The sequence below is a fragment of the Streptomyces sp. NPDC046759 genome (genome assembly GCF_040645475.1).
Taxonomy (GTDB): Bacteria; Actinomycetota; Actinomycetes; order Streptomycetales; family Streptomycetaceae; genus Streptomyces.
Genome location: NZ_JBEYYJ010000020.1, coordinates 1 through 26,443, shown reverse-complemented (window position 1 = coordinate 26,443; position 26,443 = coordinate 1). Strand labels below are relative to the sequence as shown.

The window sequence follows — 26,443 nt, the reverse complement described above, 5'->3', positions numbered from 1 at the left end:
GCGGGGGCGGCGGCCCCGCGGTGGTCACCGCCGGTCGTACAGGCCCTCCACCTCGCTCGCGAAGTCGGCCATGATCTGCTCGCGGCGCAGTTTCATCGAGGGGGTCAGATGCCCCGCCTCCTCGGTGAAGTCCACGGGCAGGACGGCGAACCGGCGGATGGACTCCGGGCGCGACACCAGCCTGTTGGCCTCGTCGATCGCACGCTGCAGAACGGCCTCCAACTCCGGGTCCCCCATGAGCAGTTCCGGCGGCACCGGGTGCTTGCCGATCATCTGCCGCCAGTGGGTGACGCCGTCGGGATCGAGGGTGACCAGCGCGCCCACGTACGGGCGGGCGTCGCCGACCAGCATCACCTGGGAGATCAGCGGGTGCTGGCGCAGCCAGTTCTCCAGCGGGGCCGGGGCCACCGACTTGCCGCCCGCGGTGATCAGCAGTTCCTTCTTGCGGCCGGTGATGGTCAGATAGCCCTCGTCGTCCAGTTCGCCGATGTCGCCGGTGGGCAGCCAGCCGTCCCTGGTCGCCGGGACGACACCGCCGGCCTGGGGATCCCAGTAGCCGCGCAGGACGTGGTCGCCGGCGACCAGGATCTCGCCGTCGGCGGCGATGCGGACGCGGCTGCCGGGCAGCGGCCAGCCGACCGTCCCCAGGCGGGGTTTGAGCGGCGGGGTGACGGTCGTGGCCCCGGTGGTCTCGGTCAGCCCGTACCCCTCGAAGATCTCGATGCCGGCACCGGCGTAGAACGCGGCGAAGCGCCTGCCGAGCGGGGAACCGCCGCAGATGGCGTAGCGGACTCGGCCGCCCATGGCGGCGCGGATCTTGCGGTAGACCAGCGGGTCGTAGAAGGTGCGGGCCGTCTTGAGGGAACGGCTGGGACCGCCCCCGGTGCCGGTCTGCCGGGCCTCCAGCGCCTCGCCGTAGCGCCGGGCCACGGCCGCCGCCCGGTCGAAGGCCGCGACCTTGCCCCCCGACTCGGCTTTCGCGCGGGCCGAGTTGTACACCTTCTCCAGGATATACGGGATGGTCAGCAGGCAGGTGGGCCTGAAGGCGGCGAGGTCCGGCAGCAGGTCCTCGGCGGCCAGGCTCGGCGCATGACCGAGGCGCACCCGGGCACGGACGCAGGCGATGGCCACCATCCGTCCGAAGACATGGGACATCGGCAGGAACAGCAGGACGGACGGCTCCTCGTCCTGGGCCTTGAAGACCGGGTGGAGCAGCTCGATGGCGTTGTCGACCTCGGCGAAGAAGTTGCCGTGCGAGAGGACGCAGCCCTTGGGGCGGCCGGTGGTGCCGGAGGTGTAGATGAGCGTGGCGAGGGTGTCGGGGCCCAGCATGCCGCGCCGTACGGCGACTTCGCCGTCCGGTACCTGCGCACCGGCCTCGGCGAGCCGGGTCACGTGCTCCTTGTCCATCACCCACAGGTGGCGCAGGTCGGGCAGGTGCTGGAGTTCGGGGCCGATGGCGGAGGCCTGGGCGTCGGTCTCGGTGATCAGGGCGACCGCGCCGGAGTCGTGCAGGATCCACCGGGTCTGGAAGACGGACGAGGTCGGATAGACCGGCACGGTGACCAGGCCCGCGGCCCAGGCGGCGAAGTCGAGCAGCGTCCACTCGTACGTCGTACGGGCCATGACGGCGATCCGGTCGCCCGGCACCAGCCCCTCGGCGATCAGGCCCTTGGCCACCGAGAGCACCTGCTCGGCGAAGTGCGCGGCCGTCACGTCGGTCCAGCGGCCGTCGGGCAGCCTGCGGCTGAGCACAATGGCGGCGGGGGCGGTCTCGGCGTTGTCGAACGGCAGGTCGGCGAGGGAGCCGTGCTTCACCGGGGGTGTGAACGGCGGTACGGACACCTCCCGCACCGTGCCGTCCAGCCGCTGGATCCAGGGCTCGACGAGGACGGGGCGGCCGTCGTAGTCGGTGGCGGAGACGGGAGCGCCGGAGGAGACAGGGGTGTTCGGGAAGGGCGTGGACACGGCGGCTCCTCTGGCGTGGTGCACCTGCGGTGGACCCTCATAGATACGCAGAAAGGAGTTACCGCAGGTTAGGCAGGTGATCGTACGGGTCTTCTGTGAGGGGGTGGTGCGGGTTCGGGGGTTGTCCGGGGCCGGGGGTGTGCAGCCTCGGAGGTTGTGTGACGGAGGCTCACGTTCGCCGTGCCGTAGACTTACCGCCGGTAACCTTACTGCGGGGTAAGCAAGATGGGGGCTCTACGTGGCAGGTGAGTTGCTGCATCTCGCGAGCGGCGTGTTGCGCTCCCCCTTCAAGCGGCCCTCCGCCGAGGCGGAGTTCCCGCGGGAGCGGCTGGTGCTGCCGGGTGTGCGGGTCGACCAGGAGCGGCTGGCCGCCTACGAGAGGGTGTGCGGTTTCCCCACCGGTGACAGCAGCATTCCGGTCACCTATCCGCACGTCCTCGGCTTCCCTTCGGCCATGCGGCTGATGAGCGACCGGGCCTTTCCGCTGCCGCTCCTCGGGCTCGTCCACACCTCGGTCGAGATCACCCGGCACGGGGCCCTTCCGGCAGCCGGTGCGTACGAACTCGCCGTGCACATCGAGCGACTCGCCCCGCACCGGCGCGGCACCGAGGCGACGGTGGTGACCGGGATGCGGGCCGGCGGGCAGGTGGTGTGGGAGTCGCGCAGCACCTACCTCGCCCGGCACCGCACGGAAAGTCCCGCCGAACCGCGTCGGGAGGCGCCCGGGCCACTGCCCCTCGTCGCCGAGTGGCGGCTCGCCGAGGACATCGGCCGGCGCTACGGGGCCGTCTCCGGCGACCGCAACCCCATCCACCTGCACCCGCTCACCGCCCGCCTCTTCGGCTTCCCCCGGGCCATCGCGCACGGCATGTGGACGGTGGCCCGCTGCCTGGCCGCCCACGGCACCCCCGCCCACGCCGTGGTGCGGGCCCACTTCCGGGCACCGGTCCTGCTGCCGGCGACGGTGACGTACGGCGCGGACGGCACGGGACGCTTCGAACTGCGGGGCGGCGGCGGCCGGCCGCACCTGGCCGGAGAGGTGCGCGCCATCGACACCGGCGGGAGCCCACGGCCTCGGTGAACCCGTCCGACGGTCCTCGCTCCCGAAGCCGCCCCACGCAGAACGCCCGGCCGGGAAACCCCGGCCGGGCGTGTGTGCGAACTGCTCGCGGGTGCGGTGCGCGTCAGCGGACGTCGACGTAGTCGTAGGCGTCGGCGACGGACGAGGTGCTGTTGCCCGCGTAGTGGAAGCGCCAGGTGCCGTCCGCGGAGGCGGTGACCGTGGTCTTCAGGTAGCCGCTGGACGAGCTCTTGATCGTCTTGACGGTGCTGTAGGTGCTGGAGCCCGCCTCCTTGAACTGGAGCTGGACGGACTGGCTGCCGTAGCCGTAGTACTTCAGGTAGGTCCAGCTCGCGCGGTTCAGGGTGCCGGTGACGGTGATGGTCTTGCCCTTGGAGACCGGCTCCGGGCCCGCGTTGAAGCCGCTGAAGCTGGCGGCGCGCTTCACCCAGTGGTTCTTGTAGACGTCCTTCTGCACGTAGTCGGCGTCGTTGCCGACGGCCCACGCGGCGACGTTCCACTTGCCGGCCAGGGAGCTGTCGTACAGGTCGGTGTTGGGGTCGACCGTGATGGTGATCTTGCAGGTGGCGGACGTGGCGCTCCAGTTGTCGCAGGTGGCGTCGTCGTCCGTGTAGAGGACACCGTCCGCGTTGTCGACGTCGGTGCCGTGCCACAGGTAGGCACCGGCGCCGTAGATGCCGGACGGGTCGGTGGCGGTCACGTAGATGGTGAAGGTCTTCTTGCCGACGCCGACGACGAGGTCGCTGTTGCCGTTGACGGTGACCTTGGTGACCTGCGTGTCGCCCTGGGCGTCGTCGGCCGGAGCGCCGGCCACGGAGGGCGTCATCTTCGCCGCGACACCCGCGGGATCGTCGGCCGCCTGCGCGGACGGAGCTACGAGAGCGGTGAGCGCCACGGCACCGGACACGGTCGCGGCGGCCAGGCTGGCTCGAATGCGCATCTATGTTCCCCAAGTGGACAGCGCGCCGCACGCTCAGTGGGGGTCGCGTGGCGGCGCGAGAGGCTAAGGAGTCTGTTGACTCCTAAACCAGACCCCCGACAGTAAGGAGAGGTTGTACGGGAGTTGGGAATTTCTTAACGGGAGGGCTGCACGCCCCCGCATACGGCCTCAGCCCGGACCGGGCGGAGTCCATGGGCGGCCTGCCATCAGGTTGCCGAGCCCCGACCAGGCGAAGCTCATCAGCGTGGCCGCCGCCTGGCGGGGGGAGACCCCGGGGGTGCTGTTGGCCCAGGCGGCCAGCGACTCCGCCGCACCCACCAGCGCCTCGGCGAGCCCCGCGACCTCGTGCTCCGGCAGGTCGGGGTCCCGGTGGGCGTCGCGGGCCGCGACCGCGACCAGGCGGGTGACGAACGCGACGATCTCCGCGCGCATCGCGGCGACCTCGGCGGCGAAGGGCTCCCCGTGCGTCCGGGCCTGGAGATGCAGCACGGACCAGGCGTCGGGGTGTTCGGCGGTGTGCGCGAAGAAGGCCCGCAGGCCGTCCCACAGCTGGCGGTCGGCCGGCAGGTCCGTGCGGACCCCGGCGCGGACGGCCTCCGCGAGGGCGGTGGCCTCGCGCCGGATACAGGCGGTGAAGAGGTCTTCCTTGGAGTTCAGGTACAGGTAGACCAACGGCTTGGACACACCGGCGAGTTCGGCTATCTCGTCCATCGAGGCGGCCATGTAGCCGCGTTGCCCGAAGATGCGTACGGCGGCGTCGAGCATCTGCTGCTCCCGCACCGCACGCGGCATCCGCTTGGTCCTCGCCCCACCCATGAGGGCAAGACTAGTTGGACGCGGCTGCCTCGCCCTGCGCCCTCGCGGTGTCGTCGGCGACGTCCTCCTGGTTGCGGTTGGCCTCCAGGTTGGCCTTCATCCGGTCGACCCTGTTCACGATCCGCACCGAGGCCCGGTCCCGCTCGCTGCGCAGCACGACCCAGCTGATCGGCGCCGACAGGACGAGCGCGAGCAGCATGATCCACAGGCCGTTGGAGCTGCCGAAGCCGCGCGGGAAGATGCCTGAGTAGACGGCTCCCCAGACGACCACGAGGCAGCCGGCGAAGATGCCGAGGCGCATCAGCGTGTAGCGGAGCATCTCAATCCACTCGTCCGATTCCAAAAAGGGTCATCGCCCAGTGAAGCACGACACGGGAGGGATCTTGCAGGGGGGTCAGCCGAGCGGCAGCAGCATGATCACGTCGTCGCGGTCGTCGCCGGGTGCCGCCCGGATGGCACCGGGGATCCGGCCGACCTCCTTGTAGCCGCAGGAGCCGTAGAACCGCTCCAGACCGAGTCCGCCCCGGCAGGTCAGCCGGATGGCGTCGACGCCGTCGAAGGTGCGGGCCGCGTCCGCGGCGGCCGCCAGCAGGTCGCGGCCGTGGCCCTGGCCCTGATGCCTCGGGTGGACCATCACCGTGTAGAGCCATACCCAGTGCGTCTGGAGCCGGTGGGTGTTGAAGGCGAAGAAGGCGGTCGCGGCCGGCGCGCCCGACTCGTCGCACCCGACGAGCAGCCGGTGCCGCCCCTCGGCCATGCCCACGAAGTGCTTCACCAGCTCCGGCCGGACGTCCTCGCGGGCCACCGGCGGCACGAAGCCCACCGCGCCGCCTGCGTTGGACACGTCCGTCCACAGGTCGAGGATGCCGTCGCGCAGGGTCGGGGTGATGGCCGGATCCAGGGTGAAAGTAAGCGGCATAGGGCCACTGTATCTATTACCCGAGGGCGCGTGCAGCCACTTTCAGATCGGCGACCAGCCCCTGGTACGCGGCCTTCCTGTCCGCGTCGTCCTGCGCCCGCAGCACCGACGAGGGGTGCACGGTCGGCACCAGCCGCTCCGGCCGCCCGTGGATCTCCCGCTCCAGCACGGTTCCGCGCACCTCGCCCACCCGGAACGACGACCCGAGCAGCGCCTTGCCGGCCGTCGCGCCCAGCACCACGATCAGCTCCGGCTCCACCAGGGCCAGCTCCGCAGCGAGCCAGGGCCCGCACGCCGTCATCTCGCGGAGGCTGGGCGCCTTGTGGATGCGGCGCTTGCGCGGCTCGGCCCGGGTGAACTTGAAGTGCTTGACCGCGTTGGTGACGTACGCCTGAGCCGGATCAATGCCGGCTTCGTCCAGGGCGCGGTCGAGGAGTTTGCCGGCCGGGCCGACGAAGGGCTTGCCCTGACGGTCCTCCTGGTCGCCGGGCTGCTCACCCACGAGCATGACGCGGGCGTGCGCGTTCCCCTGGCCGAACACCGTCTGCGTGGCGTCCCGGTGCAGGGGACAGCCCCGGCAGCCGGCCGCCGCCTCGCGCAGGGCGGTGAGACCGGCACCCTCCGGGACGAAGGGCGCGGCGGTGTACTGCTCCTCCGGGGCGGCCGTACGGGAACTCACGGCCGCCGGGTACCCCTCGAGGCGCCCTCCTCACAGAGCGGGACGTCAGACCCTCATCGGCTGGGGCGACTCCCTGCGCGCCGGGTCGGGGCCCTCGTACTCGCGGATGATCTCGTACCGCGTGTTGCGCTCCACCGGGCGGAAGCCGGCGTCCCGGATGAGTTCCAGGAGGTCCTCACGGGTCAGCTTGTTCGGCGTGCCGAAGTTGTCCGCGTCGTGCGTGATCTTGTACTCGACGACCGAGCCGTCCATGTCGTCCGCGCCGTGCTGCAGGGCCAGCTGGGCGGTCTGCACGCCGTGCATCACCCAGAAGACCTTCACGTGCGGGACGTTGTCGAAGAGCAGCCGGGAGACCGCGAAGGTCTTCAGCGCCTCGGCGCCGGTCGCCATCTGGGTGCGGGCCTGGAGGGTGTTGCGTACCTTGCCGTCCTTCATGTCCACGAAGTCGTGCTGGTAGCGCAGCGGGATGAAGACCTGGAAGCCGTTCGTCTCGTCCTGCAGCTCACGCAGCCGCAGCACGTGGTCGACGCGGTGGCGGGGCTCCTCGATGTGGCCGTACAGCATGGTGCACGGGGTCTTCAGGCCCTTCTCGTGCGCCAGGCGGTGGATCCGGGACCAGTCCTCCCAGTGGGTCCTGTGGTCCACGATGTGCTGCCGGACCTCCCAGTCGAAGATCTCGGCGCCGCCACCGGTGAGGGACTCGAGGCCCGCGTCGATCAGCTCGTCCAGGATCTCCGAGGCCGAAAGACCGCTGATCGTCTCGAAGTGGTGGATCTCCGTCGCCGTGAACGCCTTCAGCGACACGTGGGGCAGGGCGGCCTTGAGCTCGCGCAGGGAGCGCGGGTAGTAGCGCCACGGCAGGCTGGGGTGAAGGCCGTTGACGATGTGCAGCTCGGTGAGGTTGTCCGACTCCATCGCCTTGGCCAGCTTGACGGCCTCCTCGATGCGCATCGTGTACGCGTCCTTCTCGCCCGGCTTGCGCTGGAAGGAGCAGTAGGCGCAGGAGGCGGTGCACACGTTGGTCATGTTCAGGTGCCGGTTGACGTTGAAGTGCACGACGTCGCCGTTCTTGCGGGTGCGCACCTCGTGGGCGAGGCCGCCGAGCCACGCCAGGTCGTCCGACTCGTACAGTGCGATGCCGTCCTCACGGGTCAGCCGCTCACCGGAGCGGACCTTCTCCTCCAGCTCGCGCTTGAGCCCGACGTCCATGCCAACACCTTTCTACGACAGCCCGACCGACGGCCAACGGTATCCCTAGACCTCTTCGGGCAGCTCTCCGACCCGGTTCTCCCACTTGGTGGAGAGCACGATGGTGGTGCGGGTGCGGGAGACGCCCTTGGTTCCGCTGAGCCGGCGGATCGTCTTCTCCAGGCCGTCGACGTCCGTCGAGCGCACCTTGAGCATGAAGGAGTCGTCGCCGGCGATGAACCAGCAGTCCTCGATCTCCGGCAGGTCCCGCAGGCGCTGCGCGACGTCCTCGTGGTCGGCGGCGTCGGAGAGCGAGATGCCGATCAGGGCGGTGACCCCGAGACCGAGGGAGGCCGCGTTCACCGTGGCGCGGTAGCCGGTGATGACACCGGCCGCCTCCAGACGGTTGATGCGGTCGGTGACGCTGGGGCCCGACAGGCCGACGAGGCGCCCCAGCTCCGCGTAGGAGGCCCGGCCGTTCTCCCTCAGGGCCTGGATGAGCTGCCTGTCCACCGCGTCCATGCGATCGAAGCCTTCCGCTGAAAGTTCCCGAAGTGATGAGAGGAGGTACTGCTACTTGCCCGGCGCGCCGCCGCCCAGCTCGCCCCGCCACCGCCGGTACAGGCCGTGCTCGACGCCCGCCGCGTCCAGCACCCGACCGGCGACGAAGTCCACCAGGTCCTGGATGTGGGTGGCGCCGGCGTAGAAGGCGGGCGAGGCCGGTACGACACTGGCGCCGGCGTCGTCCAGGGCGACCAGGTGCCGCAGCGTCCGGCCGTTCAGGGGGGTCTCCCGGACGGCGACGACCAGCTTCCGGCGCTCCTTCAGGGTGACGCTCGCCGTACGCTGGAGCAGGTCCTTGGACAGCCCGAGCGCCACACCGGCGACACAGGCGGTGGAGGCGGGCACGATGAGCATCCCCTTCGCCGGGTACGACCCCGAGGACGGCCCGGCCGCGAGGTCGCCCGCGCTCCAGTGCCGCACCGCGCTGATGTCCACGTCGAAGGTACCGGGCTTGCCGTCGGCCCCCCGGGCCAGCCATTCCCGCAGGTCGTCCTGCCAGTGGGCGTCCCGGAAGGAGATGCCCGTCTCGTCCAGCAGCGTCAGCCGCGAGGCCCGGCTGACCACCAGGTCGACCGCCTCCCCCGCCGTCAGCAGCGCCCGCAGCACGGCGGCCGCATACGGCGTCCCGGAAGCACCGGACACCCCCACGATCCAAGGCACCCGCTGCTTTTCTCCTGCGTTCACACCTTGAGCGTACCGGTCGGTCGGGCAGGACTCAGGCCGGGTGGCAGGCGGCGCCTCAGGCCCTGAGACCCCGAACCAGGAGATCGAGCAGCGCGCACACGAACAGGGCAATGCCGATGAAGCCGTTGACCGAGAAGAACGCCCTGTTGAGGCGGGACAGGTCGTGGGGGCGCACGATGCGGTGCTCGTAGAGGAAGGCGCCCGCGACGATGAGCAGGCCCAGCCAGAAGAAGACACCCGCACCGGTGACGACGCCGTACCAGACGAACAGGGCGGTCGTGATGGCGTGGCACACCCGCGCGCCCCAGATCGCGGCCGGGACGCCGAAGCGGGCCGGGACCGACATGACGCCGATCTCGCGGTCGGTCTCCACGTCCTGGCAGGCGTAGATCAGGTCGAAGCCGCCGATCCAGACGCCCACGGCGAGGCCGAGGATCACCGCGTCCCAGCTCCAGGAGCCCGAGATGGCGAGCCAGCCGCCGATCGGGCCCATGGACTGGGCGAGGCCGAGGATGGCCTGCGGGAAGTTCGTGAAGCGCTTGCCGTAGGGGTAGATCACCATGGGGATCACCGCCACCGGGGCCAGGGCCAGGCACAGGGGGTTCAGCAGGGCCGCCGCGCTGAGGAAGATCACCAGGGCGATCAGGGCGCCCGTCCAGGCGTGCCGGACCGACATCGCGCCGGTGACCAGTTCCCGGTGGGCCGTGCGCGGGTTACGGGCGTCGATCTCGCGGTCGATGATCCGGTTGACCGCCATCGCGAAGGTGCGCAGGCCGACCATGCAGATGGTGACCAGCAGCAGCCGGGCCCAGTGGATGTTCCTGTCCCACGCGTACATCGCCGTCAGGGAGGCGATGTACGCGAAGGGCAGCGCGAAGATCGAGTGCTCGATCATCACCAGACGCAGAAAGGCCTTCGTGCGTCCCGGCTGCGGGATCGCGGCAGAAGCGCTGCTCACAGGCCGTACTCCTTCCAGCGGCGGTCCACCAAGGCCGCCGTAGCCGGGTCCGAGAGGACCATGTCCGGCCAGCCGCCGTCTCGGGTGTAGCCCTCCTCGGGCCACTTCTTCGTCGCGTCGATCCCCGCCTTGCCGCCCCAGAACTGCTGGTAGGAGGCGTGGTCGAGATGGTCCACCGGGCCTTCGACGACCGTGAGGTCGCGGGCGTAGTCGGTGTTGCCGAGGGCCCGCCAGGCGACCTCGTGCAGATCGTGCACGTCGCAGTCGGAGTCGACGACCACGATCAGCTTGGTCAGGGACATCATGTGTGCCCCCCAGATCGCGTGCATCACCTTCTGGGCGTGCTTCGGGTACTTCTTGTCGATCGAGACGATCGCGCAATTGTGGAAACCACCGGCTTCGGGCAGGTGGTAGTCCACGATGTCCGGGACGATGATCTTCAGGAGCGGCAGGAAGAAGCGCTCCGTGGCGCGACCGAGCGGTCCGTCTTCCGTCGGCGGGCGGCCGACGACGATCGACTGCAGCAGCGGGCGCCTGCGCATCGTCACGCAGTCGATCCTCAGCGCGGGGAAGGGCTCCTGCGGGGTGTAGAAGCCGGTGTGGTCGCCGAAGGGGCCCTCGGGCAGCATCTCGCCCGGCTCCAGCCAGCCCTCCAGCACCACCTCCGCCTGTGCGGGGACCTGGAGCGGCACCGTCTTGCAGTCGACCATCTCGATCCGCCGGCCCGCGATGAACCCGGCGAAGAGGTACTCGTCGATGTCGCCGGGCAGGGGTGCGGTGGAGGCGTAGGTGACGGCCGGGGGGCAGCCGAAGGCGATGGCGACGGGCAGCCGCTCGCCCCTCCTCGCCGCCACCTGGTAGTGGTTGCGGCTGTCCTTGTGGATCTGCCAGTGCATGCCGATGGTGCGCCTGTCGTGGCGCTGCAGGCGGTACAGGCCCAGGTTCCGGATGCCGGTCTCGGGGTCCTTGGTGTGGGTCAGACCCAGGTTGAAGAAGGAGCCGCCGTCCTTCGGCCAGGTGAACAGCGCCGGGAGCCGGTCCAGGTCCACCTCGTCGCCGTGCAGGACGACTTCCTGGACGGGTGCGCTGTCGGACTTCACCTTCTTCGGCGGCACGTGGGTCATCGCGCCGAGCTTGCCGAAGGCCTCGCGCACCCCGACGAAGCCGTGCGGCAGCTCCGGCCGCAGCAGCCCGCCGATCTTCTCGGAGATCTCGCCGTACGACTTCAGGCCCAGCGCCTTCAGCAGGCGGCGGTCGGTGCCGAAGACGTTCATGGCGAGGGGCATCGCCGAGCCCTTCACGTTCTCGAAGAGCAGCGCCGGGCCGCCGGACTTCTGCACCCGGTCGACGATCTCCCCGACTTCCAGATAGGGGTCGACCTCGGCCTTGATGCGCTTGAGGTCGCCCTCGCGCTCCAGCGCCCGCAGCAGGGAGCGAAGATCGTCGTAAGCCATGCGGTCAAGTATCGCCGACCTACCGCTTCGCCCCCGCGCCCACCCCCGCCCCACCGGGGAGCCGGCACGGCCGGGGCGCTCGGCGATCACGGCCCATCCGGCATGACCACCCGCTACCCTGGCCCGGTCACCGGGGCCGTCTCACTTCTTCGGGGGAGCGCAACGCCATGCTCAGGTATCTGCCGTTCCTGCTGGTGCTGGCCCTGTGGATCTATGCCTTCGTGGACTGTCTGAACACCCCTGAGGAAGAGGTCCGTCATCTGCCGAAGGTGGCGTGGGTGATCATCATCCTGCTCTTCGGCGAGGTGCTGGTCGGTCCGGTCGCCTGGCTGATCACCGGCCGGGTGCGGCGGGCACCGGCCGGCGGATCCACGCCCTCGCCGTGGCACCGGGGGTCGGCCGGGCGCTGGGTCGCCCCCGACGACAACCCCGAGTTCCTCCGCTCCCTGGACTCGTCCGTCGACAAGTCCCCCGACAAGGACGACCCCAAGGGCGACTGACGGTGGAACTCCGGCTGCTCGTCACCTTCGAGAAGGTCGCCACGGTGCTGAGCTTCACCCGGGCCGCGGCCGAGCTGTCGTATGCCCAGTCCAGCGTGACCGGCCAGATCCGCGCGCTGGAATCCTCCCTCGGCGTCGAGCTGTTCGACCGGCTCGGCGGCCGGATCCGGCTCACCGCGGCCGGCGAGCGGCTGCTGCCCTACGCCCGGCAGATCATCGAGCTGGCCGAGGAGGCCCGGGCCGCGGTGACCGAGCCGGAGGAGCCCTCCGGCACCCTGACCGTCGGCACCATGGAGTCGCTGACCTCCTACCGGCTGCCGCCGCTGCTCGAGTACTTCCACCACCGCCACCCCCGGGTGCGGCTCGCGCTGCGCACCACCATCGGTGACGAGACCCGGCAGGCGCTGCGTCAGGGCACGTACGACGTGGGGTTCCTGATGGAGGAGGAGACCGAGCACCCGGGGCTCACCAGCACGGTGCTGGCGGTGGAGCCGCTGGCGCTGGTCGCGGCGCCCGGGCACGCCCTGGCCGGGGCGGCGGTCGCCACAGCCGACCTGACGGACCGGCCGCTGCTGGCCCCCGAGCCCGGCTGCGCCTACCGGGACCTGTTCGAGCGCGAGCTGAAGTCCTTCGGGGACGTGGGCTTCATGGAGTTCGGCACCATCGAGGCCACCAAGCGCGCGGCGGCGGCCGGCCTCGGGATCACGCTGCTGCCCGAGGTGACGATCGCCGCCGAACTCGCGGCGGGCTCTCTCGTACGGCTGGCCTGGCAGCCGCCGTTCACGCTTCGCACGCAGCTGGCGTGGCGGGCCGGGAAGCGGCTTCCGGCGCATGCGCGGCTGTTCGTGGAGCAGGCGCGGCGGCTGGTGTCCGAACAGGCCGGGCAAGGGTGACCTTCAGGCTCGCCGTCACGATCAGCGGCACGCCCAGCGCCTGGACGAGCCCGATGTGGTGGCCGTAGACCAGCCAGTCCATCAGCATCGCCACGGCCGGGTAGACGAAGGCCAGGACGGCGATCTTCGAGGTCGGCAGCTTGGCGTAGGCGGCGTACATGAGGACGTACATCAGGCCGGTGTGGATCAACCCGAGCCCGGCGAGCCAGCCCCAGCCCCAGCCGGTGCCGCGCATGGCTCCGAAGTCCGCGAAGGGCAGCAGCAGCGGGATGCCGACCAGGACCTGGACGAGGGCGATCAGATGCGGGCGGACACCGGTGATCCGCTTGGTGACCAGCGTGGACAGACCGTAGAGCAGGGCGGCGAGGAGGGCCTGGCCGATGCCGGTCAGGTACGACCCGCCGCCTTCGAAGTCGCCGGGGGTGACACCGGAGACCAGCACCAGCCCGGTGAAGGCCACCGCGATCCAGCCGGCCTTCGCTGCGGTGAGCCGTTCGCGGAACAGCAGGGCGCCGAGGAGGACCACGTAGAAGGGCTGCGTGTGGTAGACGACCGTGGCCACCGAGATGGACGTGTTCTCGTACGCCTGGAAGAGCAGGACCCAGTTGAAGACGATGAGCACCCCGCCGAGGACGGCGAGTGAGAAGGTACGGCGGGTGAAGCCGTGGTCACCCAGCCGGCCGCGGGCGACGACATAACCGCCGAGGGCGAGGGCGCCGAACAGGACGCGGAAGAAGACGACGTCGAAGGGCGGGGCACCGGACTCGACGACGAAGACGCCGAGCGTGCCGGAGAGCATCATGGCGGTGGTCAGCTGGGCTGTGCCCTTGAGTTCGGGGGTCATGGCGTCGACGCTAGGACCGGGCCGGGCATCGATCCACGCGCCGGTGCGGGGCGTTGCCGATGGGGGCATCGGCGGTGCCGATGCCCGCAGGTCGTGCGGCGCTGCCGGCTTGGGGAAGGAGGCTTGGGACGCCGCGGTTCCCCGCACCCCTTCGGGACGCTGTTGCCCGGCACTCCCCCCGCACAGCACAGTGGGGCCATGGACGAACGACAGGCCCGCGCCTGGCTCGCCACCGCCCTGGGGGAGGCACGCGTATCTCTCGCCGAGGGCGGGATCCCCATCGGCGCCGCGCTCTACGCCCCCGACGGCACCCTCCTGGGCAGCGGGCACAACCGCAGGGTCCAGGACGACGACCCCTCCACCCATGCGGAGACGGCCGCCTTCCGCGCGGCCGGACGACAGCGGTCGTACCGCGGGACCACCATGGTCACGACCCTCTCCCCCTGCTGGTACTGCTCCGGCCTGGTCCGTCAGTTCGGCATCTCCCGGGTGGTGATCGGTGAGGCCCGCACGTTCCACGGTGGCCACGACTGGCTCGCCGCGCACGGTGTGGAGATCCTGGTCCTCCAGGACCACGAGTGCGTCGCGATGCTGCGCGCCTTCGTCGAGGACAACCCGGAGCTGTGGAATGAGGACATCGGTGCGTGACCCACGTGTTCCCACCATCGACCTGCGGCCCTGGCTGGAGGGCGACGAGGAGACCCGCGCCGCCCTCGCCCGCACCGTCGACCAGGCGCTGCGGACCGCCGGGTTCCTGCTGGTCACCGGGCACGGGGTGGAGTCCGGGCTGCGGGCCGGGATCCGGCGGGCGGCGCGGGAGTTCTTCCTGCTCCCGGACGAGGTCAAGCGGCACTACGAGGCGAAGGTCGGCGGCCGCGGCTGGCTCGGGCCCGGGGCCGAGGCCAACGGGTACGCGGAGGGGACCGAGACACCGCCCGACCTGAAGGAGTCACTCACCTTCGCGACGGACGAGCCCTTCGACGATCCCGTCGTCAACGCCGAGTGGTACGCGCCCAACGTGTGGCCGGCCGAGGTGCCCGGACTCCGGACGCTCTGCAGGGCCTATCTGGCGCACATGGCCCGCCTGGAGAAGGAGCTGCTGTCGCTGCTCGGCTGTGCGCTGGGGCTCCGGCGCGACTTCTTCACCCGGCACATGAGGCATCCGACGTACGGCTTCAACATCAACTGGTATCCGGGGACGGACCTCGTCGGTGATCCGCTGCCGGGCCAGTTCCGGATCGGGCCGCACACCGACTTCGGGACCGTCACCGTCCTCGACCGCCAGACCGGCAAGGGCGGGCTCCAGGTGTACACCGACGAGGGCGGGTGGGAGGACGCGCCGTACGACCCCGACGCCTTCACCGTCAACGTCGGTGATCTGCTGGCCCGCTGGACCGGCGACCGGTGGCGGTCCGGGCGGCACCGGGTGCTGCCGCCGCCCACCGACGCGCCCGCGGAGGAGCTGATGTCGCTCGTGTACTTCGGTGAGTGCACCCCGGGCACCCGCGTGGAGTCCGTGCCCGCTCCGGTGGGCCGGGTGGCGTACCCGCCGGTCGACTCGCACGTGTACCTGCGCGAGAAACTCGACTCGATCACCGTCGGGTGACTCTTATTCGCTCCCGTGTTCGGACTGCCACCCGTTCCGTTGAATTGGACGCGGCGCGCATGTCCCGGCCGCGTCCCACGGCATTGCCTTGAAGGGGGCCCGCAACCAGGGCCCCTTTTCTGTGATGGGAGACGCGTGCGAATCACTGACATCCAGCGCTGCGAGGTCCGGCCGGGACGGCTCGTCGAGTGGACACTGAGCCCGGCGACCGTCGCGGCGGCGACGGCACTCCCGGACGACTCCCGACCACCCGCCTACATCCAGGAGTCGCACCTCAGGACCGCCAAGTGCGTCCGGGACGAAGGGCTGTTCGTGCCGACCTGGCTCGGCACCGCCTTCGATCTGCCGGGCCCGGTCGACCTCGACGTGCTCCAGTCGGCGCTGCGCGCCTGGACGGTACGGCACGAGACGCTGCGCAGCGGCTTCCGCTGGTCCGGCGACGAACTGGGCCGGTTCACCCTCGACGCCGCCGACGTCTCCCTGCACCGCCAGGAAGCGGGCGACTTCCCCGACACGGACGAGCTGGTCCGGCACCTCCAGGACCGCTTCGACACCGTCGCGGACGCGCTGCGCTGGCCGAACCTGATCTACACGGCGGTCGTCCGGGACGACGGTGCCAGCGTGTACATGGCCTTCGACCACAGCAACGTCGACGCCTACTCCCTGACCCGGATCGCCGCCGAGGTGCACGAGCTGTACGCGGCCGCGCTGTCCGGCACCGGCCCCGGATCCCGTGCTCCGGCGGCCAGTTACGTCGACTTCTGCGAGATCGAGCGGACCGGTGCGGACGGCATCGACGCACAGCACGCGATCGTCGGCCGCTGGCGCGAGTTCATCCGGCGCTGCGACGGCGTGCTGCCGGGTTTCCCGGTCGACCTCGGGCTGGAGCCGGGCGGCCCGCTGCCCAGGCAGCGGATGCTGTGCGAGCCGCTGGCGGACGCACAGGAGGCGGCGGCGTTCGAGGCGTACTGCAGGCCGTACGGCGGCAGCCTGGTCGGTCTGCTGGCCGCGACGGGGCTGATCGTGCACGAGCTCGGCGGGCAGCCGGTGTACCGGACGGTGGTGCCGTTCCACACGCGGGTGAAGTCGCGCTGGACCGACTCGGTGGGCTGGTACGTGGGCGGCGCCCCCATCGAGGTGCCGGTGGGCCCGGCGGCGGGCTTGCCGGACGCCCTTCGGGGGGTGCGCGCCGAGCTGCAGGCCAACCGGTCGCTGGCCCGGATGCCGCTGGCCCGGGTGCTGAGGCTGCTCGGCGCGGACTTCCGGCCGACCTCGCCGGACCTGTACTCGATCGTCTCCTACGTCGACACGCGGGGCGTTCCCGGCGCCGAGCGCTGGACCGAGCAGCGGGCGCACGCGCTGCTGCGGGTGTCGTACGGCGACCAGGTGTGCGTGTGGGTGAACCGGCTGCACGAGGGGCTGTGGCTGGCCAGCCGGTACCCGGACACGGACGTGGCGGCGAAGAACCTGCGGCTGTACGTCGAGCGGCTGCGCGACCACATCGTCTCGGTGGCCCACGACAGCCTCTCCGCGGTGTGCTGAGCGGCTGCCGCCGCTTCAGGTGAACTGCCCGGGGAGGGGCTCCACGGACTCCGAAGGCGCCGAGGGCTCCGAAGGCGTCATGGGCTCCGGCCCGGGAAACCCCTGCACGGACTCCAGGACCTCGATCAAACGTTCGAATCGACTGCGCCAGTCGGCCTCCGAGGCCCGTTCACCCTGGAACTCGTGGGTGAAGCGGAGCACGCTCTCCGCCTCCCCGGCGCGCTCCAGGTGGAAGCGGAGCCGGCCGCCGCCCTCGACGGTGTACTCCGCGACCCGGTCCACGTCCCAGGCGGTGACCCGGCCCGAGCCCAGGCCCCGCAGGCTGACCTCGCCGTCGAGGTGGGGCTGCAGAACGTCGACGGCGGTGCACCACGCCCCGAGTCCCTCGGGGGTGGCCACCGCCGGCCAGACTTCTTCCATCGACCTCGGGAACCGCACCATGAAGTGGAGTATGTGCGTGTTCCCGTGGGTCTGACTGGTGCCCTGTGCGATGGAACCGCTCATGACACCAGTGTCACCGACCCCGGGCTCACACGCCCGCGTAGGAGTGCTTGCCGCTGACGAAGATGTTGACGCCGTAGTAGTTGAACAGCCAGCAGCCGAAGGCGATCATCGCCAGGTAGGCCGCCTTGCGGCCCTTCCAGCCCGCCGTCGCCCGGGCGTGCAGGTAGCAGGCGTAGCCGATCCAGGTGATGAAGGACCAGGTCTCCTTCGGGTCCCAGTTCCAGTAGCGGCCCCAGGCGTCGCCGGCCCAGATCGCACCCGCGATGATCGTGAACGTCCACAGCGGGAAGACGGCCGCGTTGACCCGGTAGGCGAACTTGTCGAGGGACGCCGAGGCGGGCAGCCGCTCCAGCACCGAGGTGGCGAAGGCGCCGGGCTTGCCGCCGGTCTGCAGCTTGTTCTCGTACGAGTCCTTGAACAGGTACAGGATCGTGGCGACCGCGCCGACGTAGAACACGGCGCCGCAGAAGATCGCGGTGGAGACGTGGATGTACAGCCAGTACGAGTGCAGCGCCGGAACCAGCTGGTCGCTCGCGGTGTACAGCACGGTGACGGCGAGACCGAGGTCGAGCAGGACCGTGGTGATCAGGAACAGCCCGAGCCAGCGCACGTTCTTCTTCAGCACCAGCAGCGCGAGGTACACGCCGACGGCGACGGTGGAGAAGGTGATGTTGAACTCGTACATGTTGCCCCACGGCGCCCGCTGCACGGAGGCCGCGCGGGCGATCACGCCGCTCAGCTCCACCACGAAGGCGAGCACGGTGAGCGAGACGGCGATCCGGCCGTAGAGGTCGCCCTGGGCGTCCCCGCCGTGCGCGCCGGGCCCGTCGGGCACATCGCGGGCACCGGAGGCGGACCGGACGACGACCTTGGGCCGCTCCAGCACGGCGGTGCCACCCGCCTGCTTCACGGAGACGGCGGGCGCGCCCGCCTTCTGCGTTTCCTCGGCGGTCAGCGCGGCCGCCGTGCGGGCGACCCTGCTGCGGCTGCCGAAGAGCCATTCGGCGATGTAGGCGAAGAAGGCCAGGGTGTAGACGGCCATCGACGAGTAGATCAGCGTGTTGCTGATGCTCGCCAGGTGTTCGTTGGTTGCGGCGGCGAGAGTCACTTCTCAGCCCCTTCGGCGGGAACGATGGGTGATTCGTTGGAGTCGTCGTCGGGGTCGGGTGCCCCCGGCGCCTGGTCGTAGAGGATTCCGGCGAGGTCGCCCAGCTCCTCGGGCACCTTGGCGGACTCGCTGCGGCCCAGCCCGGCCATCTCGACGACCGTCACGCCGTCGGGGCCCGGTACCGCGCGCACCCACACCCGGCGCCGCTGGATGAACAGGGATCCGGCCAGGCCGAAGATCGCGCCGAGGGCGCCCCCGAGCGCCCAGCCGCTGCCGGGCTCCTGGACGACCTCGAAGCCGGCCCATTCCTTGATGTCCTTCTCGAAGGTGAGGGACCCGGCGCCGTTCGGCAGCGTGAGGGTGTCGCCCGGCTGCAGGAGCTTCTTCAGCAGCTGGCCCTTGCCGTCCTTGAACGCCTTCATGTGCGTCTTGTCCAGCTGGTACACGCTCTGCGGGATGCCGGAGTCGACACCGAGGTCGCCGTGATAGGCGTTCACCGCGAGCAACGGGTTCACCAGCGCCGGGAACTGCGAGAGCATCGTGCCGCTCTTCGCGTCGAAGGTCGGCACGAAGAAGGCCTGGAAGCCGAGCTGCTCGGACTTGCCCTGCGGGTTCTCGTAGCCGTCCATCACCTTCACCACGCCGTTGGAGGTGACGTTGCCGTCGAGCGGCAGCAGCGGTACGGCGTCGTGGTAGACGACCTTGCCCTTGCCGTCGCGGACGGTGATGACCGGCGCGTAGCCGTGGCTGACGAGGTAGACCTTGGCGTCGCCGATGTGCAGCGGCGAGTTGACCTTGATGGTGGTCGACTTCTGCTTGCCGTACGCGCCCTGGCTGTAGTCGATCCTCGCCTGGTAGGTGCGCGGCGTGCCCCGGTTCGGGCCGGTGACCTCGTAGGTGCCCTTGAAGTCCTTCAGGTCGAAGCTGAACGGCACCAGGTCGTCGTTCTGGAACATGCTGCCGGACTTGAAGTCGTCGTACTGGAGGATCGAGTTGGAGAAACCGTCACCCTCGACGACCAGCTTGGTGCCGTCGGACTTGTACATCTGGCCCCAGGCGAAGGCGACCAGCAGCACGATCAGGGCGACGTGGAAGACCAGGTTGCCCAGCTCGCGCACATAGCCCTTCTCGGCGGCGACGGCGTCGCCGGCGACGTGGGCGCGGAAGCGGCGCTTCTTCATCAGGGCGAGCGCCGCCTCGCGGACCTGCTCGGGGTCGGCGGTGGTGCGCCAGGTGGTGTAGGCGGGCAGCCGGGTCAGCCGCTTGGGCGCGGCCGGCGGCCGGCCGCGCAGCTGGCCGACGAACTGCCAGGTGCGCGGGACGATGCAGCCGATGAGGGAGACGAACAGCAGGATGTAGATCGCGGAGAACCACACCGAGCTGTAGACGTGGAACAGGCCGAGCTTGTCGTAGACCGGCGCGAGCGTCCGGTGGGCCTTGCGGAAGTCGTCGACCTTGTTCAGGTCGGCGCCGGTCTGCGGGATCAGCGAACCGGGAATCGCGCCGAGCGAGAGCAGCAGCAGGAGCAGCAACGCGACCCGCATGGAGGTCAGCTGCCGCCAGAACCAGCGAGCCCAGCCGATGACGCCTATGCCGGGAGCGGCGGAGAGCTCCTCCCGCGGGGCGGTGGACAGCTGGGAGCCGGCCGCTCCCAGCTCCTCCTGGTCCTGGCTGTTGCCGGTGTCGGTCTTGCTCATCGATCAGATCCCCACAGTGAAGCCGTCGGACCAGGTCTGCATCTGCTGCACCAAACTGTCCCAGGCACCGGTCAGCAGCAGCACACCGGTCACGATCATCATCGTGCCGCCGATGCGCATCACCCAGACATAGTGGCGCTTGACCCAGCTGAACGCGCCGAGCGCCTTGCGGAAGGCGATCGCGGTGAGGACGAAGGGGACGCCGAGGCCGAGGCAGTAGGCGACCATCAGCAGCGCCCCGCGCCCGGCGCTCGACTCCGTCATGGCGAGGGCGTTCACCGCGCCGAGGGTCGGTCCGATGCAGGGCGTCCACCCGATGCCGAACAGGGCGCCGACTATCGGCGCCCCCACCAGGCCGGCCGTCGGACGCTTGTGGAAGCGGAACTCGCGCTGGGTGAGCCAGGGCATCAGCCCCATGAAGAAGGCGCCCATGAGGATCATGACGACGCCGAGCACCTCGGTCAGGACGTCCTTGTGCTCCTGGAGGGTCCAGCCGAAGGAGCCGAAGAGCGCCCCGCCCGAGACGAACACGGCGCTGAAGCCGAGCACGAACAGGGAGGCACCGGCGACCATCCGCCCGCGTCTGGCCTCGGCCAGATCGGTGCCCGCCACGCCGGTGACGTAGGAGAGGTAGCCGGGGACCAGCGGCAGCACGCACGGCGAGAAGAAGGAGACGAGCCCGCCGAGCAGGGCCACGGGCGCGGCGACGAGCAGCGCGCCGTGCAGCACGGTCGGGTTCTGGCCCGCCACGGCCAGCGTCAGCGTCGCGCTCACGTCACTTCTCCGCGACGACCGGCTTGAGCATCTTCAGCAGGGTGGTGTCGTCGAGCGCCTCCAGGGCCCGCGCGGCGACCTTCCCGTGCCGGTCGATGACGAGCGTGGAGGGGATCAGCTGCGGGTTGAGCGTGCCCCTCCTGAAGCGGAGCATCAGCTTGCCCGTGGGGTCGTACAGGCTCGGGTAGCCGATGCCGTGCTCCTTCTCGAAGGCGACCGCGGGGGTGGTGCTGGTGTCCCGGGTGTTGATGCCGACGAACTGCACGCCCTTGCCCTGGTACTGCTTCGACACCTTGGCGAAGTACTGCGCCTCCTCCCGGCACGGACTGCACCAGGAGCCCCAGACGTTGATGACGACGACCTGGCCCTTGTAGTCGGCGACGTCCAGGGTCTTGCCGTCGATGGTCCTGCCGGACAGGTCCGGGGCACTGGCGCGCTTGCCCGCCGGAGCGGTGGCGATGCCGTTGTGGCCGGTGACGAAGTTGGTGTTGCCGCCGCCGCCGGAGGTACCGCCCTTGCCGCACGCGGACAGGGTCAGGGCCGCTGCGGCGGCCACGGCGCTGAGCAGGACGGCGCGGCTACGGGTACTCATGTGAAAAGTTTCGCATGTCCGTTCCGGCGAGCTGTGGCACCCCCCTGCCGGGCCGAAAACCGCATTTCAGGGCGTATTTACACGGGACATTTCAGACAGGGTGGCGAACGAGGGGCTACGCGAGGAAAGTCTTCCAGCCACCGGCCGGGGCCTGCCCCGGCGCCAGCGTGCGCAGCTTGGCGAGCACCTCGGGCTTCTGCACGTCGATCCAGTCGCAGAACTGCCGGAAGGAGACGAGCCGTACGTCCGCGCCCTTCTCCTTCGCCTGCGCGATGTGCTTGAAGGCCTGCTCGACGGCGTCCATGTAGATGCCGCCGTTCCAGTGCTCGAAGTGGTTGCCGATGAAGAACGGCGCCCGGTTCGAGAAGTATGCCCGCTTGAAGCCGGCGATGTACGCCCCGGCCGCCTGCTCGCGCCAGGCCGGGTAGTTGTAGGCCGGCGCCTTGGTCGAGTTCTGCGACTGGTTGAACATCATGTTGTAGTCCATCGAGAGGACCTGGAACTTCCTGCCGGGGAAAGGTATCTCCTGCAGCGGGAAGTCCCACAGTCCGTGCTTCTTCACCGGCCACATCTGCAGCCCGCCCGGCGAGGAGGCGTCGTAGCGCCAGCCCAGTTCGCGCGCGGTGGGCAGCAGGTTCTCCTGGTTGAGCAGACAGGGCGTACGGCCGCCGACGAGTTCCTTGTCGTAGTCGAACGGCAGGGCCGGCATGTCGGTGAGGCCGGTGTTGGTCTTCCAGTTCTTGACGAAGGACTTGGCCTGCTTGATCTCGCTGTGCCACTGCTGGGGCGTCCACCACTTGACCGAGGTGTGGGCCTCGCCACAGAAGTGACCGTTGAAGTGGGTGCCGATCTCGTGGCCTTCGAGCCAGGCCCGGCGGACGTTGGTCAGCGTCGCCTTGATGTGCTCGTCGGTGAGGTAGCCGATGTCGGAGGCGCCGACCTTGTTGTTCGGCGGCACGTACAGACGCTTCTTCGACTCGGGCAGCAGATACAGACCCGACAGGAAGAAGGTCATGGACGCACCGTGCTCCTTGGCCAGGTCCAGGAAGCGCGGAAAGAGCCCGTTGCCGACCTCACCGGCACCGTCCCAGGAGAAGATCACGAACTGCGGCGGGGTCTGGCCGGGCTCCAGCGGCACCGGTGCGGCCGGCTGGTGCGGCTGCTTGCCGGTGAAGGACGTGGAGCCGTCCCCGATGAGCCGGCCCTGCGGGGCGCCGCTCGCGTCGCCACCCTGCCCGTTCTTTCCGCCGCCGGAACCGTCCGAGGCTCCGGCGCCGTCCGATGACGTGTCACTCCCGCAACCGGCGAGGGTGGCGGCGGCCGCGGCACCCGCGCCGAGGCCGAGTATTCCCCGGCGGGAGAAGGTCCGGGAGACGGTGCGCATGAAGTTCCCCGATCATCGCGCCTGCTGGTGGTCACCCACTGAGAGGGCGCGACGATCGGGGAGGTTCCGATAATTCTTATGTTTTTCGCAATAGTTGTGGCAAAAGCAACCTAAGCGATGCCGAACGGACCGTCAGAAACCGAGGCCGGGCTCGCTCAGGCCCCGAAGGCCTTCCCCTGAGCGGTGCCCTTGCCCTTCTGCGGTGTGGCACCTGCCCGCAGATGGACCGGGACGAGATCGATGGCGGGCTCGCTGTAGCCGACCGACACGATCTTGTCGCCGAGGTAGGTGAACGTCGTCAGCGACGCGAGTGTGCACTGCCGCTTGCGCGGGTCGTGCCACAGCCGCCGCCGCTCGACGTACGACCGCACGATCCAGATCGGCAGCTGATGGCTGACCAGCACCGCCTCGTGCCCGCGCGCCTTGTCCTTGGCCGCGTTCAGCGCGCCCGTCATCCGCACGACCTGGTCGACGTACGGCTCACCCCAGGACGGCCGGAACGGGTTGACCAGGTGCTTCCAGTTGCCGGGCCGCTGCAGCGCGCCGTCGCCCACCCCGAAGGTCTTGCCCTGGAAGACGTTCTCGGCCTCGATGAGCCGTTCGTCGGTGTCCAGGTCGAGACCTTGCGCCTTGGCGATCGGGGCGGCCGTCTCCTGCGCCCGCTCCAGCGGCGAGGCGCAGACGTACGTCACGTCCCGCGGGGCGAGGTGCTCGGCGACCCGGTCGGCCATCTGCCGCCCCAGCTCGGACAGGTGGTACCCGGGCAGCCGCCCGTAGAGGATCCCGTCCGGATTGTCGACCTCGCCGTGCCGCATCAGATGGACGACGGTCACGTCCTTGCTGCTGTCGCTCATTCTGCCGTGGCCTCCGCGGCCGCTCGGGCCGCCGCCGGAAGGGCGTCGGCGATCTTCTGGACGGCCCGCTCGTCGTGGGCCGTGGACACGAACCAGGACTCGAAGGACGACGGCGGCAGATAGACGCCGTTCGACAGCAGCGAGTGGAAGAACGCGGTGAAGCGGTACGACTCCTGCCGCTTGGCGTCCTCGTAGGTGCGCACCTGCCGGTCGGTGAAGAACACCGAGAACATGTTGGAGGCGGTCTGCAGCCGGTGCGCGACGCCCTCCTTGCTCAGCGCCTCCGTGACGAGGGCCTGGATCTGCGCGGACACGGCGTTCACCGTCTCGTACGCCGCGTCGTCGAGCAGTCGCAGTTGGGCGAGCCCGGCGGCGGTGGCCACCGGGTTGCCGGAGAGGGTGCCGGCCTGGTAGACGGGCCCGGCGGGAGCGAGGTGAGCCATGACGTCGGCCCGCCCGCCGAAGGCGGCAGCGGGGAACCCGCCGCCCATGACCTTCCCGAAGGTCATCAGGTCGGGCTTCACCCCGTCGACGCCGTACCAACCGGCCCGGCTGGTCCGGAAGCCCGTCATGACCTCGTCGGAGATGTACAGGGCGCCGTTCTTGTGGCAGGCGTCCCTGAGCCCCTGGTTGAACCCGGCGCCCGGCGGCACGACGCCCATGTTGCCGGGCGACGCCTCGGTGATCACGCACGCGATCTCACCGGGGTGCCGGTGGAAGGCCTCCTGCACCGCCTCCAGATCGTTGTAGGGCAGCACGATCGTGTCCCCGGCCTGCGCACCGGTCACACCGGGCGTGTCCGGCAGCGCGAACGTGGCGACACCGGAACCTGCGGCGGCGAGGAGGCTGTCGACGTGCCCGTGGTAGCACCCGGCGAACTTGATCACCTTGGACCGGCGGGTGAACCCGCGGGCGAGCCGGATGGCGGACATGGTCGCCTCGGTGCCGCTGCTCACCAGCCGCACCTGCTCCACGGGCTCCACCCGGGCGACGATCTCCTCGGCGAGCGCGACCTCGCCCTCGCCGGGCGTGCCGAAGGACGTACCGCGCGCGACGGCCTCCTGTACGGCGGCGATGACCTCGGGGTGGGAGTGCCCGAGGATCATCGGCCCCCAGGAGCAGACCAGGTCGACGTACTCGCGGCCGTCGGCGTCCGTGAGGTACGGGCCGCGGCCGGACACCATGAAGCGGGGCGTGCCGCCGACGGCGCGGAAGGCGCGCACCGGCGAGTTCACACCGCCGGGCGTGACGGCGGAGGCACGGTCGAAGAGCGCCTGGGAGACGGGCGCATCGTAGGGATAGGGCGTTTCGCTCAGGGCACTCATGACGTGCGACTTCTCCGGCTTCTCGGACTCCGGTCGGCTGGGGTGACCCCCTCAGGGTAGGCCGCGGGCCGGCGGCGGCGTGGCCCGCCTCAAGATCGAAGCGCCTGCATCCGCCATCTGCGAGACTGAGACCTGATACACACAGCTCATACGCACGTAAGGATCAGAGGCCGGACAAGAACCCGTGCACTGTTGTTCCACCGTACGTTTCGGCGGGCGGGCGTGGGGGAGGTCACTGACCAGATGATCGGGTTGCGCGGCGGGGGCCACGCGTCCTAGAAAAGCAGTCGGGTGGAGATATGCATCGCGGTGGCGGACTGGGCGAGGGGACTGATGACCTGGGTCCTCGGCGTGCCCGGCGGGGAAGGCACCGGCGCGAGGCGGAGGAGACGACCGAGGCGCGGCAGAGCGACGCACGTCAGACACAGGGTGTACCGGGTGAGCCCGAGCGGTACGACCGGCGGACCGACCGGCAGCTGGAGAGCCAGCTCGACCGGCCGGGCGAGCGCCGGCCGGGCCACCGGGCCGACCGCCCGAGGGCGGGGAGCAGGAATGGTGGTCGAGTGGGGGTGACGTACAAATACTTCGGTGCGCCGGACGGGGCGACCGCGGCGCGCGTCCCCATCTCGATGCGCCCAGAGGAACTCGGCGGCGACGAGCTGGGCATGAACGGCATGTTCACCAAGATCAAGCCGGAGACCATGGCCGCCATGGTCCTGACCGGCATCGAGGGTGTCCCGCTGCACAAGGTCCCGCCGCTGGAACTGGTCGTCCTCCACCCCGACTACGCGGTCGTCAAGCTCCCCATGACCGTCGTCGACCCCCTGCGCGGCATCGGTGAGGAGGCGGTCGGCGCGGCGGCCTTCATCTGGTCGACGGTCCCCGACCGGGGCGGGCCGCGGGACGCGTTCAACGTGTACCAGCTGCTGCACGAGTGGCAGGACTTCAGCCACCGGCTGCATGAGGCGGGGCATCAGCCTTATTGCCTTGTGTGGCCCTGAGCCGGGTTGATGTGCCCTGGGCTTCCAGCCCGGAGTCCTCGGTGGAGGCGTCATCGATCGCCGTCTTCCGGGGCCGCCTGGAGGTAGCGCGCCCCGCGCTCGCGCGGAGGGATCACGGCAGCGGCGGCCAGGGCGCGCTTCCGGTCGCCCATGGTGAAGACGCTGCGGTGGTAAGCCCGCTTTTTCTGCAGCGCCACTAGTCATGATCCGTCACCGAGAAGGGTGCCGGCGGCTTCACCGCGCTCGGTGCCCGTGCTCGCGCAGGGGACCGACCTGCCAGCCGTTGTCCTGGCAGGCGTCCAGGATGCGGGGCAGTGCCCGCAGGGTGGTGCGCCAGGAGCCGGTGGCGGAGGTGCGGTCGGAGTCGTGCAGCGGGACGGTGCCGCCGCCGTGCAGGTCGCGCAGGACGGTGTCCTCGACGGATCGGGGTGTGGCCCGCTTGCGCCCCTCACCCCCGGTCGTGGTCAGGGAAGGTCGCCGTGCAACAGCCGCTCCAGCAGTCGCTCGTCCTCGGCCGACAGGTCCGACACGAACCGGGCCAGCACCGCCGCACGGTCCCCGCCCTCGG

At 70.2% G+C, this 26,443-nt stretch carries 27 protein-coding genes and 2 pseudogenes; 7 read left to right on the top strand and 22 right to left on the bottom strand.

The features are described 5' to 3' along the window. Positions 1-24: 24 nt before the first annotated feature. Positions 25-1,968 (bottom strand): AMP-dependent synthetase/ligase, encoded by a 1,944-nt coding sequence (locus ABZ919_RS25340; protein WP_361251958.1) that lies wholly within the window; start codon positions 1,966-1,968, stop codon positions 25-27. A 238-nt stretch (positions 1,969-2,206) separates the two neighbouring features. On the opposite strand from ABZ919_RS25340, the gene ABZ919_RS25335 reads away from it, so the two are divergent. Further along, positions 2,207-3,049, top strand: a complete 843-nt coding sequence (locus ABZ919_RS25335) for a MaoC/PaaZ C-terminal domain-containing protein (protein ID WP_361251956.1) — start codon at positions 2,207-2,209, stop codon at positions 3,047-3,049. A gap of 103 nt (positions 3,050-3,152) precedes the next feature. Here ABZ919_RS25335 and ABZ919_RS25330 read toward each other — a convergent pair whose 3' ends face one another. From ABZ919_RS25330 to ABZ919_RS25285, 10 genes are all read right to left on the bottom strand, one after another. Then, positions 3,153-3,989 (bottom strand): calcium-binding protein, encoded by an 837-nt coding sequence (locus ABZ919_RS25330; protein ID WP_361251953.1) that lies wholly within the window; start codon positions 3,987-3,989, stop codon positions 3,153-3,155. A 168-nt stretch (positions 3,990-4,157) separates the two neighbouring features. Then, entirely contained in the window at positions 4,158-4,805 is a 648-nt protein-coding gene (locus tag ABZ919_RS25325) for a TetR/AcrR family transcriptional regulator (RefSeq protein WP_361251951.1), read from the bottom strand. Positions 4,806-4,815: 10 nt separating this feature from the next. Next, positions 4,816-5,124 carry a DUF4229 domain-containing protein gene (locus ABZ919_RS25320; RefSeq protein ID WP_361251948.1) on the bottom strand — a complete coding sequence of 103 codons (309 nt, stop codon included), beginning with the start codon at positions 5,122-5,124 and terminating at the stop codon, positions 4,816-4,818. A gap of 75 nt (positions 5,125-5,199) precedes the next feature. Next, a complete protein-coding gene (locus ABZ919_RS25315; protein ID WP_361251945.1) occupies positions 5,200-5,724 on the bottom strand; it encodes a GNAT family N-acetyltransferase in 525 nt (174 codons plus the stop codon). A 16-nt stretch (positions 5,725-5,740) separates the two neighbouring features. Continuing rightward, positions 5,741-6,403 carry a UdgX family uracil-DNA binding protein gene (locus ABZ919_RS25310; RefSeq protein WP_361251942.1) on the bottom strand — a complete coding sequence of 221 codons (663 nt, stop codon included), beginning with the start codon at positions 6,401-6,403 and terminating at the stop codon, positions 5,741-5,743. Positions 6,404-6,448: 45 nt separating this feature from the next. Continuing rightward, entirely contained in the window at positions 6,449-7,612 is a 1,164-nt protein-coding gene (mqnE, locus tag ABZ919_RS25305) for an aminofutalosine synthase MqnE (protein ID WP_361251939.1), read from the bottom strand. A gap of 45 nt (positions 7,613-7,657) precedes the next feature. Continuing rightward, on the bottom strand, positions 7,658-8,113 hold the full coding sequence (locus ABZ919_RS25300; RefSeq protein WP_030640941.1) for an Lrp/AsnC family transcriptional regulator: 456 nt from the start codon (positions 8,111-8,113) through the stop codon (positions 7,658-7,660). Between the two features lie 51 nt (positions 8,114-8,164). Beyond that, the gene (locus ABZ919_RS25295; RefSeq protein WP_361252283.1) at positions 8,165-8,815 is read right to left on the bottom strand and encodes a UbiX family flavin prenyltransferase; all 651 of its coding nucleotides are present in this window, start codon (positions 8,813-8,815) and stop codon (positions 8,165-8,167) included. A gap of 79 nt (positions 8,816-8,894) precedes the next feature. Beyond that, positions 8,895-9,797: a menaquinone biosynthesis prenyltransferase MqnP gene (gene mqnP, locus ABZ919_RS25290; protein ID WP_361251936.1), complete on the bottom strand. Its 903-nt coding sequence runs from the start codon at positions 9,795-9,797 to the stop codon at positions 8,895-8,897. Continuing rightward, entirely contained in the window at positions 9,794-11,251 is a 1,458-nt protein-coding gene (locus ABZ919_RS25285; RefSeq protein WP_361251933.1) for a menaquinone biosynthesis decarboxylase, read from the bottom strand. Before ABZ919_RS25285 ends, mqnP begins: the two co-directional genes overlap by 4 nt. Positions 11,252-11,418: 167 nt before the next feature. On the opposite strand from ABZ919_RS25285, the gene ABZ919_RS25280 reads away from it, so the two are divergent. Both ABZ919_RS25280 and ABZ919_RS25275 read left to right on the top strand, forming a co-directional pair. Then, positions 11,419-11,751 carry a PLD nuclease N-terminal domain-containing protein gene (locus ABZ919_RS25280; RefSeq protein WP_361251930.1) on the top strand — a complete coding sequence of 111 codons (333 nt, stop codon included), beginning with the start codon at positions 11,419-11,421 and terminating at the stop codon, positions 11,749-11,751. Positions 11,752-11,753: 2 nt separating this feature from the next. Continuing rightward, positions 11,754-12,644, top strand: a complete 891-nt coding sequence (locus ABZ919_RS25275) for a LysR family transcriptional regulator (protein WP_361251928.1) — start codon at positions 11,754-11,756, stop codon at positions 12,642-12,644. On the opposite strand, the gene ABZ919_RS25270 is transcribed toward ABZ919_RS25275, so the two are convergent. Further along, positions 12,532-13,488, bottom strand: coding sequence for a DMT family transporter (locus ABZ919_RS25270; RefSeq protein WP_361251925.1), 957 nt, complete (start codon positions 13,486-13,488; stop codon positions 12,532-12,534). The two genes, ABZ919_RS25275 and ABZ919_RS25270, sit on opposite strands and share 113 nt — an antisense overlap. Positions 13,489-13,686: 198 nt before the next feature. Here ABZ919_RS25270 and ABZ919_RS25265 point away from each other — a divergent pair, with 198 nt between their 5' ends. From ABZ919_RS25265 to ABZ919_RS25255, 3 genes are all read left to right on the top strand, one after another. Then, positions 13,687-14,136 (top strand): nucleoside deaminase, encoded by a 450-nt coding sequence (locus ABZ919_RS25265; protein ID WP_361251922.1) that lies wholly within the window; start codon positions 13,687-13,689, stop codon positions 14,134-14,136. Beyond that, positions 14,129-15,094 carry a 2-oxoglutarate and iron-dependent oxygenase domain-containing protein gene (locus ABZ919_RS25260; protein ID WP_361251919.1) on the top strand — a complete coding sequence of 322 codons (966 nt, stop codon included), beginning with the start codon at positions 14,129-14,131 and terminating at the stop codon, positions 15,092-15,094. The genes ABZ919_RS25265 and ABZ919_RS25260 overlap by 8 nt, the downstream gene beginning before the upstream one ends. Before the next feature lie 135 nt (positions 15,095-15,229). After that, positions 15,230-16,636, top strand: coding sequence for a condensation domain-containing protein (locus ABZ919_RS25255; protein WP_361251916.1), 1,407 nt, complete (start codon positions 15,230-15,232; stop codon positions 16,634-16,636). Between the two features lie 15 nt (positions 16,637-16,651). On the opposite strand, the gene ABZ919_RS25250 is transcribed toward ABZ919_RS25255, so the two are convergent. From ABZ919_RS25250 to hemL, 8 genes are all read right to left on the bottom strand, one after another. After that, positions 16,652-17,140, bottom strand: a complete 489-nt coding sequence (locus ABZ919_RS25250; RefSeq protein WP_361251913.1) for a hypothetical protein — start codon at positions 17,138-17,140, stop codon at positions 16,652-16,654. A 25-nt stretch (positions 17,141-17,165) separates the two neighbouring features. After that, positions 17,166-18,248: a c-type cytochrome biogenesis protein CcsB gene (gene ccsB / locus ABZ919_RS25245; protein WP_361251909.1), complete on the bottom strand. Its 1,083-nt coding sequence runs from the start codon at positions 18,246-18,248 to the stop codon at positions 17,166-17,168. Beyond that, on the bottom strand, positions 18,245-19,945 hold the full coding sequence (locus ABZ919_RS25240; protein ID WP_361251907.1) for a cytochrome c biogenesis protein ResB: 1,701 nt from the start codon (positions 19,943-19,945) through the stop codon (positions 18,245-18,247). The genes ccsB and ABZ919_RS25240 overlap by 4 nt, the downstream gene beginning before the upstream one ends. A 3-nt stretch (positions 19,946-19,948) precedes the next feature. Further along, complete coding sequence (locus tag ABZ919_RS25235; RefSeq protein ID WP_361251904.1) at positions 19,949-20,719, bottom strand: cytochrome c biogenesis protein CcdA; 771 nt, start codon at positions 20,717-20,719, stop codon at positions 19,949-19,951. Between the two features lies 1 nt (position 20,720). After that, positions 20,721-21,311 carry a TlpA disulfide reductase family protein gene (locus tag ABZ919_RS25230; protein ID WP_361251902.1) on the bottom strand — a complete coding sequence of 197 codons (591 nt, stop codon included), beginning with the start codon at positions 21,309-21,311 and terminating at the stop codon, positions 20,721-20,723. Positions 21,312-21,426: 115 nt separating this feature from the next. Next, positions 21,427-22,695: a hypothetical protein gene (locus ABZ919_RS25225; protein WP_361251900.1), complete on the bottom strand. Its 1,269-nt coding sequence runs from the start codon at positions 22,693-22,695 to the stop codon at positions 21,427-21,429. Positions 22,696-22,850: 155 nt separating this feature from the next. Then, positions 22,851-23,549, bottom strand: coding sequence for a histidine phosphatase family protein (locus ABZ919_RS25220; RefSeq protein ID WP_361251897.1), 699 nt, complete (start codon positions 23,547-23,549; stop codon positions 22,851-22,853). Then, positions 23,546-24,865, bottom strand: coding sequence for a glutamate-1-semialdehyde 2,1-aminomutase (hemL, locus tag ABZ919_RS25215; RefSeq protein ID WP_361252281.1), 1,320 nt, complete (start codon positions 24,863-24,865; stop codon positions 23,546-23,548). The genes ABZ919_RS25220 and hemL overlap by 4 nt, the downstream gene beginning before the upstream one ends. A 572-nt stretch (positions 24,866-25,437) precedes the next feature. Here hemL and ABZ919_RS25210 point away from each other — a divergent pair. Beyond that, entirely contained in the window at positions 25,438-25,875 is a 438-nt protein-coding gene (locus tag ABZ919_RS25210) for a hypothetical protein (protein ID WP_003974483.1), read from the top strand. A gap of 59 nt (positions 25,876-25,934) precedes the next feature. Here ABZ919_RS25210 and ABZ919_RS25205 read toward each other — a convergent pair. Both ABZ919_RS25205 and ABZ919_RS25200 read right to left on the bottom strand, forming a co-directional pair. Then, positions 25,935-26,063: pseudogene (locus ABZ919_RS25205) on the bottom strand (site-specific integrase); the annotation flags it as partial. A gap of 276 nt (positions 26,064-26,339) precedes the next feature. Next, a pseudogene (locus tag ABZ919_RS25200) lies at positions 26,340-26,443 on the bottom strand (BlaI/MecI/CopY family transcriptional regulator); the annotation flags it as partial.

What these genes read in the sequence shown, in the direction of transcription:
- ABZ919_RS25240 (WP_361251907.1), bottom strand. Translation starts at nt 19,945, where the DNA reads ATGAGCAAGACCGACACCGGCAACAGCCAGGACCAGGAGGAGCTGGGA.
- ABZ919_RS25330 (WP_361251953.1), bottom strand. Translation starts at nt 3,989, where the DNA reads ATGCGCATTCGAGCCAGCCTGGCCGCCGCGACCGTGTCCGGTGCCGTG.
- ABZ919_RS25300 (WP_030640941.1), bottom strand. Translation starts at nt 8,113, where the DNA reads ATGGACGCGGTGGACAGGCAGCTCATCCAGGCCCTGAGGGAGAACGGC.
- ABZ919_RS25270 (WP_361251925.1), bottom strand. Translation starts at nt 13,488, where the DNA reads ATGACCCCCGAACTCAAGGGCACAGCCCAGCTGACCACCGCCATGATG.
- ABZ919_RS25280 (WP_361251930.1), top strand. Translation starts at nt 11,419, where the DNA reads ATGCTCAGGTATCTGCCGTTCCTGCTGGTGCTGGCCCTGTGGATCTAT.
- mqnE (WP_361251939.1), bottom strand. Translation starts at nt 7,612, where the DNA reads ATGGACGTCGGGCTCAAGCGCGAGCTGGAGGAGAAGGTCCGCTCCGGT.
- ABZ919_RS25315 (WP_361251945.1), bottom strand. Translation starts at nt 5,724, where the DNA reads ATGCCGCTTACTTTCACCCTGGATCCGGCCATCACCCCGACCCTGCGC.
- ABZ919_RS25285 (WP_361251933.1), bottom strand. Translation starts at nt 11,251, where the DNA reads ATGGCTTACGACGATCTTCGCTCCCTGCTGCGGGCGCTGGAGCGCGAG.
- ABZ919_RS25325 (WP_361251951.1), bottom strand. Translation starts at nt 4,805, where the DNA reads ATGGGTGGGGCGAGGACCAAGCGGATGCCGCGTGCGGTGCGGGAGCAG.
- ABZ919_RS25250 (WP_361251913.1), bottom strand. Translation starts at nt 17,140, where the DNA reads ATGAGCGGTTCCATCGCACAGGGCACCAGTCAGACCCACGGGAACACG.
- ABZ919_RS25265 (WP_361251922.1), top strand. Translation starts at nt 13,687, where the DNA reads ATGGACGAACGACAGGCCCGCGCCTGGCTCGCCACCGCCCTGGGGGAG.
- ABZ919_RS25230 (WP_361251902.1), bottom strand. Translation starts at nt 21,311, where the DNA reads ATGAGTACCCGTAGCCGCGCCGTCCTGCTCAGCGCCGTGGCCGCCGCA.
- ABZ919_RS25220 (WP_361251897.1), bottom strand. Translation starts at nt 23,549, where the DNA reads ATGAGCGACAGCAGCAAGGACGTGACCGTCGTCCATCTGATGCGGCAC.
- ABZ919_RS25320 (WP_361251948.1), bottom strand. Translation starts at nt 5,124, where the DNA reads ATGCTCCGCTACACGCTGATGCGCCTCGGCATCTTCGCCGGCTGCCTC.
- ABZ919_RS25225 (WP_361251900.1), bottom strand. Translation starts at nt 22,695, where the DNA reads ATGCGCACCGTCTCCCGGACCTTCTCCCGCCGGGGAATACTCGGCCTC.